Genomic DNA, 13,865 nt, shown 5'->3' with positions numbered 1-13,865 from the left:
ATTATTTTTTTGTGCCGATGTTACTTTTTATTATAAAATAAGTAGGGGCGGGTTTCACCCTAAATATTTTGGGTAAATCAAGAGTTAGATAAACCCGCCCTCTTAGACTACATTTATTATTTAATCATGTCAGAACAGCGGATAACTATTTCTTTACCTAACTTGCTGCTAATTGTAGCATCGTCCTTGCTGCTAGTGCTGCTGTGGCAATTGCGGAGCCTGCTAGTAATTCTGATGATATCAGTCGTGCTGGCTGCTTCGATCGTCCCGATCGTGAATTGGGCCCAAACGATGCGGGTTCCCCGCTGGCTGGCGGTGATTATGGTTTATTTAACTCTCATCGGCGGATTTAGTGGGACGGTAGTGTTAATCGGGCCCACGGTCATCGAACAAATAGAGTTACTGCTGCGGCAGTTACCAGTTTATGTCGAAAGTTTGCGAACTGTGGCAACTAATGTATTGAGTCGCTTGAGCGACGACGCCCCAACCTTGGTGGGTCTGGTGGACACTCAATCGCTGACTAATTGGCTGATTCGATCGAGCCAACAACTGGTTTTGCGATCGTACAGTTTAACCAGAGGCATTCTAGGCGGTTTCTTCAGCCTAGTTTTAGCATTATTTATTTCAGGTTACATGGTTGCGGACAGCGACACATTAATTAAAAGTTTGGTGCAGTTTTTCCCGAAACCGTGGGACGGAAGATTAGCCGCACAAGTGGCGCCAATTGGTCAAAGAATGGGAAGTTATATTCGCGGGCGAGTGTTAGTTTCGGGTATTTTAGGGATATTTATTACCACTGGTTTGAGCATTTTGGGAATGCCAGAATTTGCTTTAGGCTTGGGTGCGATCGCAGGTGTGACAAACTTGATTCCCTTCATCGGGCCAGTATTGGGAGCAGTACCAGCATTAATTGTAGCATTAGCTAAAGGTGGCTGGGTACTTTTGTGGGTATTACTGTTATTTGTAATCATCCAGAATTTAGAAACTTACGTACTCGATCCTTTGCTGGTTGGTTCATCGGTTGGTGTGCATCCTTTATATCAATTGCTGTCTGTCTTGGGAGGCGTTCAAGTATTGGGAATTATTGGAGCGGTAATTGTGCCGCCTTGGTTTGCGGGAGTGGCAGCTTTGATTGAAAACTTGTATTTAAAACCGAAACTTAGGAGCGAACATCGAGAGGCAATAGATCGGGCTAAAAATAATTCTGACTTGCCACCTCTTACACCTTCGGCGTGACAGCAGTGGAGAAGAAGAGAAGGGGAGAAGTGGAGAAAAGGAGAAGGGGAGTAGGGAATTGAAACATACAATTTATATCGTTTCTGTTGGCATCGGAATAATAATTTTCGGAGTTCAGCGCTTACGCGATCGATCGCGGGGACACTCGTACTTGGGTATAATTCAGTAGTTGCCAGGTTTGATCTTAAATTCACACCAGCAATTTTAACATCCCAGAAGCCGTTTGATATCAAATCCGTTGGCATCGGAATTATTCATCTCTCTCTTCTCTTCCTCTGCGTCCTCTGTGTCCTCTGCGGTTAAATCATTCCGGTTCAACCGGATGTGATATGACCACGAATTTCTTGATGGTACCCGCCACGTTATTTATCCGTGGAATCAATCCAAAATCGAAAATCGAAAATCAGAAGAGCCCCCGCATTTATCTCGCGCAAGTCAATCTAAAATCTAAAATCTAAAATCTAAAATCGATTGACTCCAATTATTCGATCGCTACCATTGACACTTCAACAGTATCTACAAGTCTGCCGACTGATGACTGATGACTGATGACTAAAAACTAAGGATTAATTACCACTTCAATGCGGCGGTTGCGCTGCCGATTAGTATCCGAACTATTATCCACCGAGGGGCGACTTTCCCCATAGCCGATCGCCACCCAATGATACTTCTGACCGAGTACACCCGACAAATACTGCACCACAGCCTGAGCCCGCGCAAACGACACATTGCGATTATCCGCAGCTTCCCCCCCGTCGTCAGTGTGGCCCGCAACCCGCACAGTTGCCCCCTCGTGATTGCCCAACTCCGCCACCAAATTGTCCAAAATCGCACTTGTGCCCGGGCGCAAAGAAATGCTGCCAGTATCAAACAAAACATCGCTGGGCAGAGTCACCATCAGCCCATTCCCCCCAAACACCGGATTATTCGCATTCTGTGGGGCAGTATTCACCGTTTCAGGGTTCAGACTCGGGCTGCTGCCGATCGCCGGTAAAGCAGGAACAGGACTTGTCGCCGTTTCCGGCCCCGCCAATTCCCGCGACATCAACTGCAAACGCTTTTCCAAAGTTTCCGTCGGGCGGCTGCTGCCCAACTGACTCTCCAAAGCAGCAGTGCGGCCAATCAGCGCATTGAGTTCGCCCTGCAACTGTCTCAAATCCGACTGCAATTTCTCTCTCTGGGCAGGACTGACTGTTGACTGGGGACTTGGTGTAGCGGTTGGTGGCGGGAGCGCCGGAATTGGCGTTGCTGGGGCGCGTTTCGGGCTGGAGGTCAAATTTTGAGTTCCACGCAGCAATCTCTCTGCCAGCGGCATTTCCGTCGCGCCTGACGGATAAATTTGAGCGATCGCCATCCCCAAAACCCACGCAAAACCGCTGCCCACCCCCAGCAGCAGCAGTCGAAAAATCAGCGACAGTACAAGCAAACCTTTTCCCCGCGACTTGGAGACGCGAGTGGGGGGGATTGAAGGTTTTTGGTTAAAAGATCGCGTCATATTTCATCCCTCTCGGTGTACAGACCACATTAATTTCGATACTATCTTACCTATCCGATTGGAAATTTGAGATTTGAGATTTGAGATTTGGCCTCCAATCTCAAATCTAAAAAAGAAACCCGGTTTCTATAAATCGGGGGTTTGGTGGCGAAGCATCGAGGCAGAAACCGGGTTTCTAGTCCGTTGCGTGCCAGCCTGAATCTGTTGGATAATTCAGTAAAACTTTTGGAAAAAAAACCGATGACTGACCCTTTAAATAGCCCTTATCCCGTTCCTTGGGAATGGATTAGTGCCACTCATGCTAAAGTGAGCTCCACTGCCGGCACAGGCCTCCGCTATTATCGCAGTCCATCCCTAGTATCAACTAACGGCCAATACGCAGCTTACAGTCGAATTGAGTTGCAAGTACAGCCGGAATTCTCCCGGTGTCGGGTTAGCAGCGTCATGTTTGTGGAAAATCTCAAAACCGGCGAACTGCAAACAGTGGCGGCTGCTTCGCCACTGGCCGAAAGTGGGATGTATGCTAGCGATGATACAGATATGTCCGGGACGATCGCCATTTTAGTGCCTGTTTCTTGGAATCAAGACGGTTCCCGCATTCTCGCCCGCGAATTTGAAGCACTTTTCAACTCTTCCGATATGTCCGACTACGGTGTCATTTGGGACAAAAATGATAACTACACTTATACCGTTGCTCCCGCTCGCAGTCTTTACACTCATGCTGTATTGTTGGGTTGGAGTCAAGTTTGTCCCGGAAAAGTTCTGTTCCGCGCAGGCAATTTGGGCGATCGATCTTGGCCTCTTTGTGCAGTTGATATGACAGGACAAACGGTAGCAGTCACCGAGGACAAACCCCTAGTTTTCGGCAGTCAAGCCAGCACAGACTGGATCGAACCTAAAACTCGTTTTTAGATATTATGGCGGCATTTTCTTGGATATGGCCCACAATTTTTCTAGTGTCAGGTCAGTCTTTTAACCAATTCATTTTGACCTTGGGGCTGATAGTTCTGGCTGTTATTTCCGGTCTAACAGCTTTTATTTTTATTCGGATTTTCCTTAATTGGTTGCAAGCGAAATTGGAGGCAAACCGCCCTTTTTTTATACGCTCGTTCACCAGAAAGACGGGCCATTCAACCGCTAATATTTCCGAACCTGAAAAGGTTTTTTTAGAACCCCGATTTGTAGAAAGTGACGGCAATTTAACTGCTACTATTTTTGGAGGCAAAAGCGATATTTCAGCAGCGCTTCAGCCGGAGATAATTTGCGATAATTCAGCATCCGTTGCCTATCTATACAAGCCGATCGCTCTTTGGCACGGGCGCTTAATTTTGCCCTCACACGAACAGCGCCAGCCCTACGGTACAGTGTTTTTTGAAGTAATAAATGCCCCCAAAAAATATAAAAACTTTATTGGCAAAACAGCATTTTTGAAATGGAGTACAAATCGGGAAGTACAGTTTTTTGTCCACGCAGTCAGTCAAGATATCAACTTTACACAAGAAACTAAAAAAAGTCAAAAATCTGGCAACATCCATCCCGATAGATTGAACGGCTGGCGAAATGTCGGCCCTTTAGAAACTCTAGCAGGCACCAGACTCGAAGACAGCGTGACTGTGATGCTGCGGAGGCCGGTGATTGCGATTAATTATAGCAGCAGCGATCGCCAGGAACTCACGATCGATCGCGAACCAGTGCAAATTATCGGACGTTTCTGCGCCTTAGTCACAATTTTACAGCGAAAAGAACCCGACAGCGACAAATTCATTGTCCGGCATTTCAACAAAACATCTCAACAATTTGACGGCGCCGCCGAAATCATTCGGATTCCGCAAGTACAGCCCGACAAACATGGGGTAGCGAGGTCTACCAATCACCTGATCGAACAATCGCCATTAAATCCAGACGGCTGGTACATTTACGGCGAAAGAGACGAAGACAGTATATTTGTAGTGGAGGCAATCGAACCCCGCAAAATTGCTCAATTAATCCCAGATGAAACACATTTCGGACTCCAAAAATCTCTCGATTATTTAAGCAGCAAAAATTGGGCAAATACACCAGCCCAAAAAGGGCAAGCAAAAAGAGTATTGTTAACCCCAAATGATGCTACAGAAAACGATTCAATCTCTCCTTGGCAAGAAGGAGATATCGGGATAGTGATTCACAGTTTCGGGGGTATCGGTGGCAAAAAAGGCGAACGGCCACCACTGGGAATTGTCACCGGACATTTTGCTTTCGGAGTAGCAAAAGTAGTGCGCGATCGCTTTACCAGCGAACTGCGTTTTGACATAGAATACAAACAAGTTTACGCCCACAATCCCGACGGAATTGTTGCGGGTTCCAGCAAATGGCAAAGCTACATGGGAGACTTGCAGCGCGGCTGGTTGGGCGATCGCCCGGTTTGCGATATCATCTGTAAATTAGACTGCGTGTGTTGCGACTACGATTTTGACGGCATCACCTTGTCGCCTTTAACCGAATTAAACCAGCAACTAGATATCATGATGGCCCGCTACCGCAGCGGAGACGGCACCGGCGCAAGTTTAGTCACGCCAGCAACTTCTTGCGTCCAAGATTCAAGTCAGGCAATTTACGCGACAATTAAAAAAATCACTTCCGAAATAGAGTCAAATCCTCAGATTCAAGACTGGCTGAAAACACATCCCACCGACGCACAAACCCAAAGATTTCACCAGTTAGTAGCTTTAGGAGAGAGTTTAGAAAAAGTATTAATGCCCCTCGGTATTGTTCGTCCAGATTGGCAGAAAAATCCAAGATTGGCGGGGATTGATGCAGAACTGAAAAAAACCTTTTTTGTTGGTATAGCAAACCTGATAAAAGCTGCTATTAGTTACCGAACAATGTTGCCGAGGCGCACCCAAGATGAAATCGCCAAAATTTTCTTAAAACAGGGAGCATTTTTGTGGATAATTCGCACAAATCAAGTTGGAGGATTTGACCCAGACATTGAGCCGATCGCACCGACAGGGCTTTGAATCAGCAATCGGTTTGTAGATGATTCAGATATTGAAATCGCTACTAGAAAAACCAAGTCTGCCTCCGCAGACTAAGAGATTGATATCATGTCCGGTTAGTTAACCTGATTCCTGTAGGGGCGGGTTCACCAACAATATTTGCTAAAAACCGACAATCTCAAAAACCCGCCGCGGCAATTGTATTATGCGCGATCGGACATGGTATGAGGCAGCATTTAAGCGGGATTTGGTATCAGTCAACCGTCAACAGTCAACCGTTAACAGTCAACACTTAACCGTTAACAGTCAACAATCAACCATTACCAAGGAGTGACTTGAACTTTGCCACCCGGTGCCAAAACTACGCGGAAATCAGCCAGCGGTTCCGCAGGTGGCCTGGTGCCAACAGGTTTGTAAAGCAACTCCGACAAAGGCGTTTCGGATCGATCGACTGCTGCCGAATTTTCCGACTTGTAACCGACAATCGCCCCGTCTTGGGCCACACTCACCCGATAAACCAACTCCCCATCAACCGGAGGCTTATCCTTCACAACTCCGTCAATTTGCTGGGAAAGTTTGCCCCTCAACAGCTCAATTTGCCCTGGATCGGTAATTGGCACCGCGCCCACCTCTGGGCTTGCCAAACCTTCAGCAACAGGAGTGGGCGTGCTTTCCGGCGAAGTGCTCGACTGCGGTGTGGCCAACGGTGAAGCGTCCGGCTGCGGCGCGGGGCTCGGAGTCGGCGAAAGCGATTCAGCGTTTGGAGTTTGAGTCCCAGGCAGCAAACCGTCAGCAGGAGGCGTGGGATTGGGATTAGGCGAACCCGATCCACCCGGATTCGCCGTCCCCTGATTCTGGCCTGCAGGATTGGGCTGCGGCACAGGATCTCTCGGACGCTGGACTTCGGGTACTGGCACCAAGAAAAACGCCATCGCAGCCAAAGCCAAACTCGACACGCCCACGACAGCGGGCAAAGTCCGCTTCGCCAAAGGTTCGGCCGACTTGACGTAACGCTTGGAAATTGGGGTTAATTGCAGCGACAATTCCGGCAGCGTCTGCGTGTCGGCAAAAAACTGATCGATCGCCTCTACCAAGTCAAATAGCTGTACCGTCGTCAAATCAACTTTTGCCGACAGTTCTGGTTTTTGATCGATTTGGGTTGGGCTGCCTGTGGAGGCGGGTAGAACGGTCAACCGGTGCAAATTCCCGTCAATTCTGTGCAACTGTACCATACCCAAATTCGGGCCGTAGCGATCGGGATAATGCACTCCGCTCATAAATTCTTGAGCGTAGCTGCTGACGGCCCTCACCAAGCTTTCAAAAAAGTCTCGTCCCCCGCTTAAAGGCTCGCCGAGACCGTTCACATAGCATTCAGCGCTCATTAATATCGAAAGCACCGGCCGTATATCTAACTGGCTGGCTGCCGATCCATCGCTCAACCCTTCTAGAACTAGGGTGCAATTTGGCAGACTGTACTGACGCCTAATAGTCATTTTTTATTCAACTTCTCCATCAAACAGGCTAACCCAGAAGCGCTGCATTCCGGCTGTGCCTGTACAAAATAGCAGTTTGCTCAACAAGTTCAAAGCTAGTTCGTTGAGCTTGTCGTCGGAATCGTAAGCTGCAACTAGCGATCGCTTGGGGTTCATTCGCGATCGAAAGTGAGCTCGAAATCGTTCTAAATACTCCGCCAGCGGCTGGTTCTGGTTGAGGGGGATATTTTTCGATCGCAACTGCTGGGAGTCTAGCAGCAACTGCCGAATTGTGGCGGTTAACTTGCGCGCCATATTACAGGCGATCGCCACCAGCGCTTTTGCCTCCACAATGGTAAGGGAGCGGCGCTGGGTATAGCGTCTCAGCGGGTTAGTATTACGCATCAGCCAAAGGGCAACCCGATTTTTGATAATTGATTCCAATTCCAGGTCCCTTGACACGGCCAGCATTTCTTCGGCACCTCCGAGATACAAGGCTTCGATCGCCAGCAACATCAAGTCAATTTGCAATCTGGCTCGGCGGGGACATCCCCCATCGGAGGGCGACAAGTCTGGCAAACTGTCTAAAATTAACGGGTTTGACTGGGTAAGCGAAGTTTCTGACGGCATTAATATCACGGCAACATCCATTCCAAACAAACTATACGGGCAGGGGGGGTCTTGAGCAAGACAAATTCTCAACCAAGAACTTCTCTGGGATACTTTATTTTTATCATTGACTTTTAAGTATATTTTCTAATTTAGCAGCAACCGACCGTCACAGGCGAGCTCCGGCGGGAGTTCGATCGCCCACTCCCGCCCCACCGCCACTTTGTGATTCCTTGCTTCGCCAGGGGTGAACGGAAGAGTCAATCGATTTTAGATTTTAGATTTTAGATTTTAGAATTGAAGCATTGACCCCACGGATGAATCCGGCGGCTTGTATCCTGGATGCTTTACGGTCAGAAAGCGACAAAGAATTACCCATTTCCCCTTTCTTATTCTCTATTGGCATCAATCAATGTTCAAGCTTTTGGGGTTGCACCGCCGCTTCTCTTTGAGCCGTAAAATCAGTAGCAGCCGACTTATCAGTTAGACTAATTTTTCCCTTGAGGCTTTCTTGCTCCACAATTCCGCGCATTTTAACAGAACTGTTTTGACCGGTTGCTGTGGAGTCGCTGCAACCCGCTAAATTAGGAACCGCACCCGACAAGTTCAATCCTTGAGTTTCCCACTTACCAAATAGAGAAGGTTTATCCTCGCCTGTTTTTTCCCTGCCCTCCCTGCTGCCCGATCGCAAATTACCGCTCAAATAAACACCCGATTGCTCGATTGTCAATACCAAAACATCAGATTTCAGACATTCGGGCAAACTGTTAGGATCGAAGCGATAAGTTCCCGCAATTGCCGGGGCCGCCTTTAAATTTGCTTCCCCGTAAGCAGTTACTACTTTAAATAGCAGTGCAACTGAGCCGATCGCAATCCCGTAAAATGCCAGCGATTTGAGGCTTAAATGATTCATCATCTTGGTAATTGGTAATTGGTAATCGGTAATTGGGTAAGATGCCCACTGCGCGCCCTACTCATCACTAATACTGAGTAGTTTGACTGAGTACCGATGCCAAGTGCGATCGCACTTTAACGTAGCACCGCGCAATCAGCAGCGAAGAATGACACTGCACAGCCAATTCATCAGTATACTGTCCCAAAGTTTGGCGCTCAATTCCCCACTCCCGACTCGTACCCGCAATAGTCAAATCAGCATTAGCAGAAGCCGCCACCACTGCTTGAATTGGCTCAGCAGCCTCCACAATCGGAGTTTCAATGCGCGATCGCACCTCAACCGGTAACTGATCCATCACTCGCTGAAACTCGTAACTCAGATTGTTTTCAGATTCCCCGTCAACCGCCACCCGCAGCACCGTCAAACGGCGTTCCTCACTATTAACTAACAGTCTCAGCGCCAATTCTAAACCCAAATCATCGTGAATGTTTGCCGCGTAAGGTACTAACAAGTTATTCAACCTTTCCCTGCCTCTGTCAACAAAAATTGCTACATCCACCTTAGCGTTGCTGAGAATTTGGCCGACACGCCCTCCCAAACGGTTGCTGCTAAAAGTAGGTCTGTGCCATCCTACTACAATCAAATCCGCGCGATCTATTTCCGCAATTTGTGCCGTTTCCAGGGCGACATCATTAGTAACCCGAATGATGGGATGTACGAATTTTCTCGCATCGGGCACTTCCAAACTATCAATCAATTCTGATAATTTCGAGCGGCGCTCTTGAATAATGCGATCGGCTTCCGCAGGCGTACTTTCAAAGGCATAGTCATCATTTAATTCTATCAAACTCAGAGGATGAACCGCCGCCGACTGTAAATCCTCACCACCCATACCAGCAGCCGGCTGCGCCAGCGCTACCGCTAGTCGCAGTAAACCTTTCTGCGTGCTGGGATTGGCAACGGGTACTAAAATTCGATAAGTTGGCAGCAATTCATTAGCAGTTTCTTCGCTGCTGTCAGCCATTTTTAAATCCTCTAATTCTGAATCCTCCGAGTTAACTTCTGAAATATCTAACCGAATTAACCGTTTGGGATAAGTCCACTCCAACAGCGGCGAAGTCATAAAAGTTGTCACTAAAGCCATGATGACTAACATCGTAAATAGCAGTGGCGAAACTACACCCAAGGAAAGACCGATATTCAGCACAATTAGTTCAGTCAAACCGCGAGTATTCATCAGCCATCCCAGCGCTGAAGCTTCGCGGTTGCTGATGCCACAAACTCTAGCCGCAACGTAAGTGCCGACGTATTTGCCAATAATTGCCACTCCCAAAACTGCGGCGCACAGCAGCCACAATTCTGGGCTGTTGAGCAAGCCGATTTCAGTCCGCAAGCCGCTGTAAGCAAAAAATATTGGCAGCAGAAATATTAGTACAAAATCTTCTGTTTTTTCAGCTAATTCTCTGGTTAATCCTGCATTTTTCGGCATAACAGCACCCAGCAAAAACGCACCGAAAATTAAATGAATGCCGATCCATTCAGTAATTAAGGCAGAAGCTACAACTCCCATGTAAATGCCGGAGAGCAATAACTGTGTTAATCTGCCAGTGCGGTTGTACTGTTTGGAAAGCCGCTGCAAGAACCAGCGGACTACAGTCAGCATGAAACCGATGTAAATTAAAGATGCAATAATTGTCGGCAAAGCACCGATCATCGAATTAGTACGAGTAACTGCGATCGCCACCGCTAACAAACACCACGCCGTCACGTCATCTACCGCAGCGCAAGTCAAGGCCAGCGTCCCCAATTTGGTATTCTGCAAGTTGTGTTCTGTAATAATTCTTGCCAGCACCGGAAATGCAGTAATTGACATCGCAGCGCCCAAAAACAAAGCAAAGGCGGTAAACGAAACGCTATTATTTGAAACGATGGGATACAGCAGCAGTGCGAGCAAGCTTCCCAGGGAAAACGGCACTAGAATGCTGACGTGGGAAGTTAAAATCGCTATATCTAAATTGCTTTTGAGATACTTTGGATTCAGTTCCAAACCAATCAAGAACATGAAAAATATCAGCCCCACCTCAGATAGCACGTTGAGGAAGGGAACGGCTTCGGCTGGAAAAAGTGCTGTTGCGGTGGCAGGTGCAACTAAGCCAAATAGAGAAGGCCCAAGCATAATTCCTGCTACAATTTCTCCAATGACTTGAGGTTGTTTGATCGCTCGAAATCCTAAACCTACAAGTCTCGAAAGTGCGATGACAATTAGAACTTCAAGCAGAACGAGAATGGGTATGGGCATGGCGTTTTTAGCTTGGGGATTTTTGCGGATGGAGAGGGCAGGGTACTAAAGCTGACTGAATTGCCGATCGAAAAAAATGGATACCAGCTCGATCGAAGGTAGAAGGCACCAGAGGCGCACCAACAAGGCCATTCTCTCACAAGCGAACAAAGGCTTTGGCAACATCCCACCAGGATTTTTCGTTTTTTACAAGCGCTTGCAAGTAACTTTAACCGCAGCCGGCGTACCCCGCACTATATCTCACCTCCGGGTGCCCACCGCCCATTTAAACTCACATCTTGCACCATTCTCAATTACTTGTTTAGGAACAGGCTTTTCGGCCTGTTCCACAAGAAAACTCATTCTTTCTTTGTGGAACGGGCCGGAGAGCCCGTTCTTGACAATGGTGCAACATCTGAGTTTAAACCTAGTGATATAAAATTGTCAGCAAAAGTAGCGCGCGCTGTGATAAACTAGAAAAGTTGTTTAAATTCGCACATCCGGGTTTTCGGGTGTTTCTAGGGCGCAAACCTTCAGAAATACGACCGGGTGGAGGATTAACCCGAATTAGGAGTTAAAAATACAATGCCAGTAGTCAGTTTGGCTCAAATGTTAGAGTCAGGGGTTCACTTCGGACACCAAACCCGTCGGTGGAACCCGAAAATGTCTCCATACATTTTCACAGAGCGCAACGGGGTTCACATCATCGACCTCGTGCAAACCGCTCAGCTTATGGAAGACGCCTACGAGTACATGAGAGTTGCCTCAGAAAAAGGCAAAAAGTTTTTGTTCGTGGGTACGAAGCGCCAAGCTGCCGGGATTGTAGCCCAAGAAGCTCAACGCTGCGGTGCTTATTACGTCAACCAGCGCTGGCTGGGGGGAATGCTCACAAACTGGACGACGATTAAGTCCCGCGTGGAGCGCCTCAAGGATTTGGAGCGCCGCGAGGAAATCGGCGCCCTGGATTTGTTGCCGAAAAAAGAAGCTTCGGTACTGCGCCGAGAAATGGCAAAACTCCAGAAATATCTGGGCGGGATTAAATCTATGCGGAAGATTCCCGACGGAGTGGTGCTGGTAGACCAACGCCGCGAGTATAATGCGGTGTTGGAATGCCAAAAGTTGGGAATTCCGATCGTCTCTCTGTTGGATACCAACTGCGACCCGGATTTGGTTGACATTGCGATTCCGGCGAATGACGATGCTATTCGATCGATCAAGCTGATTGTCGGCAAGTTGGCTGATGCCATCTACGAAGGTCGTCACGGTCAGCAGGGCGGCGACTCTGATGAAGACTACGACTACGACGGTGGTTACGAAGGCGCTGAATATGATGGCGAAATCGAAGAATTGGATGACCCCGATTATGTAGATCCCGACGACGCTGCTGAGGCCGACGGCGAAGAAACCGAGAGCTAGTATTGCCCTCGGAATCTGACACCAGGAAATTAAAAATTAAAGATTGAAAATTAAAAATAATTATTATTTTTAGTTGGATATTTTTAATTTTTAATTGTACATAAGCTGGTCTGCATTTAAATTGTATGTCAAAAAAGATTAAAGTCTTGTGGGGAGTAGGGGTTGGGCGTCCCGCCCGCCCTGAATATACAATTTAAATGGGCGACTGCTTAGCACGAGTCTAAGTCATTAGTAGAGCTCTGCCAAAAGCATTCATTGTGTCAGCGCCAGAATGAATTCTAGCGCTACACCTACAAAGTCGGTACTAAGATCGACTGGGTATTTCTTCACTGTGGTCTAATCATTAACATTAAAATTAGTGACTAATGACTGATGACTAATGACTGATGACTAATGACTAATAACTAATTTTGATTGGGAACTTAAAGAAGATGGCGGACATATCTGCAAAACTTGTTAAAGAACTGCGCGAAAAAACTGGCGCGGGCATGATGGACTGCAAAAAAGCCCTCGTTGAAAACGAAGGCAATATGGAAACATCCATTGAGTGGCTGCGGAAAAAAGGTCTGGCTTCGGCAGGTAAAAAAGGTGGACGAGTTGCCTCAGAAGGGCTTGTAGGCAGCTACATTCACACGGGTGGCCGCGTGGGAGTGCTGGTGGAAGTTAACTGCGAAACAGATTTTGTGGCACGTCGCGAAGAATTCCAAACTTTGGTGCGAAATATTGCGATGCAAATTGCAGCTTGCCCGAATGTGGAATACGTGAAAGTTGAAGATATCCCCGCCGAAGTTGTCGAAAGAGAAAAGGCAATTGAAATGGGCAAAGATGACTTGGGCAACAAGCCGGACAACATCAAAGAAAAGATTGTTCTAGGGCGGATTGAGAAGCGAATGAAAGAGTTATCTTTGATGGATCAGCCTTTTATTAAAGATCAGAATATCTCCGTGGAAGAGTTGGTGAAACAAACGATCGCCCAAATTGGAGAAAATGTCCAAGTGCGCCGCTTCGTGCGTTTTGTCTTGGGCGAAGGCATTGAAAAGGTAGAAGCTAACTTTGCCGATGAAGTGGCAGCCCAAATGGGTGTTCAATAATCCCAACTTAAGATTTAGAATTAAAAATTAAAAATGTGAAAAATAAATTTTTTGCATTTTTAATTTTTAATTTTTATAGGACTTATCGACAGACTATATTTGTAGGGTGGGCACTGCAAACCTTACTACTACAGACAGCGTAAAAATGGAAAACTTGCGTAATATCAAATCCGTTAGCATCGGAATAGTAAATTAGAGTTCACGGCGTTCACGGCGTTCACGGCGTCAACAGTCAACCGTCAACAGTAAAAATCATTCCGGTGTTACCGGAAATGATATAAGTCCTATAGCAATCCTAAATGATTTGTGGGATGGGCATCTTGCCCGTCCAAGCTAGAAGCCTGAACCACGTTCCTAACTGACTTGGGATTGCTATATTTTAATTTTATACGAGAGAT

At 47.2% G+C, this 13,865-nt stretch carries 10 protein-coding genes; 5 read left to right on the top strand and 5 right to left on the bottom strand.

What is annotated here, in order from left to right; genetic code table 11:
• The first annotated feature begins 126 nt into the window (after positions 1 to 126).
• The gene (locus QT992_RS09575) at positions 127 to 1,236 is read left to right on the top strand and encodes an AI-2E family transporter (protein WP_333142962.1); all 1,110 of its coding nucleotides are present in this window, start codon (positions 127 to 129) and stop codon (positions 1,234 to 1,236) included.
• A 559-nt stretch (positions 1,237 to 1,795) separates the two neighbouring features.
• On the opposite strand, the gene QT992_RS09570 is transcribed toward QT992_RS09575, so the two are convergent.
• A complete protein-coding gene (locus tag QT992_RS09570; protein ID WP_333339037.1) occupies positions 1,796 to 2,731 on the bottom strand; it encodes an OmpA family protein in 936 nt (311 codons plus the stop codon).
• A 240-nt stretch (positions 2,732 to 2,971) separates the two neighbouring features.
• Between QT992_RS09570 and QT992_RS09565 the strand changes: the two genes are divergently transcribed.
• Together QT992_RS09565 and QT992_RS09560 are read left to right on the top strand one after the other, a co-directional pair.
• Positions 2,972 to 3,643, top strand: coding sequence for a hypothetical protein (locus QT992_RS09565; RefSeq protein ID WP_333056017.1), 672 nt, complete (start codon positions 2,972 to 2,974; stop codon positions 3,641 to 3,643).
• 44 nt (positions 3,644 to 3,687) lie between these two features.
• Complete coding sequence (locus tag QT992_RS09560; protein ID WP_333339040.1) at positions 3,688 to 5,727, top strand: abortive infection protein; 2,040 nt, start codon at positions 3,688 to 3,690, stop codon at positions 5,725 to 5,727.
• Between the two features lie 299 nt (positions 5,728 to 6,026).
• Here QT992_RS09560 and QT992_RS09555 read toward each other — a convergent pair whose 3' ends face one another.
• The 4 genes from QT992_RS09555 to QT992_RS09540 all read right to left on the bottom strand — a co-directional run bounded on the left by QT992_RS09555 (position 6,027) and on the right by QT992_RS09540 (position 10,981).
• Complete coding sequence (locus QT992_RS09555; RefSeq protein WP_333320812.1) at positions 6,027 to 7,199, bottom strand: DUF4335 domain-containing protein; 1,173 nt, start codon at positions 7,197 to 7,199, stop codon at positions 6,027 to 6,029.
• A gap of 3 nt (positions 7,200 to 7,202) precedes the next feature.
• On the bottom strand, positions 7,203 to 7,829 hold the full coding sequence (locus tag QT992_RS09550) for a DUF3038 domain-containing protein (protein WP_333320814.1): 627 nt from the start codon (positions 7,827 to 7,829) through the stop codon (positions 7,203 to 7,205).
• 367 nt (positions 7,830 to 8,196) lie between these two features.
• Positions 8,197 to 8,703, bottom strand: a complete 507-nt coding sequence (locus QT992_RS09545; RefSeq protein ID WP_333320816.1) for a hypothetical protein — start codon at positions 8,701 to 8,703, stop codon at positions 8,197 to 8,199.
• A 64-nt stretch (positions 8,704 to 8,767) separates the two neighbouring features.
• Complete coding sequence (locus QT992_RS09540; RefSeq protein ID WP_333320818.1) at positions 8,768 to 10,981, bottom strand: cation:proton antiporter domain-containing protein; 2,214 nt, start codon at positions 10,979 to 10,981, stop codon at positions 8,768 to 8,770.
• 564 nt (positions 10,982 to 11,545) lie between these two features.
• On the opposite strand from QT992_RS09540, the gene rpsB reads away from it, so the two are divergent.
• Positions 11,546 to 12,376, top strand: a complete 831-nt coding sequence (gene rpsB, locus QT992_RS09535; RefSeq protein WP_333320819.1) for a 30S ribosomal protein S2 — start codon at positions 11,546 to 11,548, stop codon at positions 12,374 to 12,376.
• A 431-nt stretch (positions 12,377 to 12,807) separates the two neighbouring features.
• Positions 12,808 to 13,467, top strand: a complete 660-nt coding sequence (gene tsf, locus QT992_RS09530; protein ID WP_333320821.1) for a translation elongation factor Ts — start codon at positions 12,808 to 12,810, stop codon at positions 13,465 to 13,467.
• The last annotated feature ends 398 nt before the right edge of the window (positions 13,468 to 13,865 follow it).

Source organism: Microcoleus sp. T3_D1 (assembly GCF_036700405.1).
Taxonomy (GTDB): domain Bacteria; phylum Cyanobacteriota; class Cyanobacteriia; order Cyanobacteriales; family Microcoleaceae; genus Microcoleus.
The sequence above is the reverse complement of the archived record's forward strand: the minus strand, read 5'-3'. Positions and strand labels throughout refer to the sequence as shown.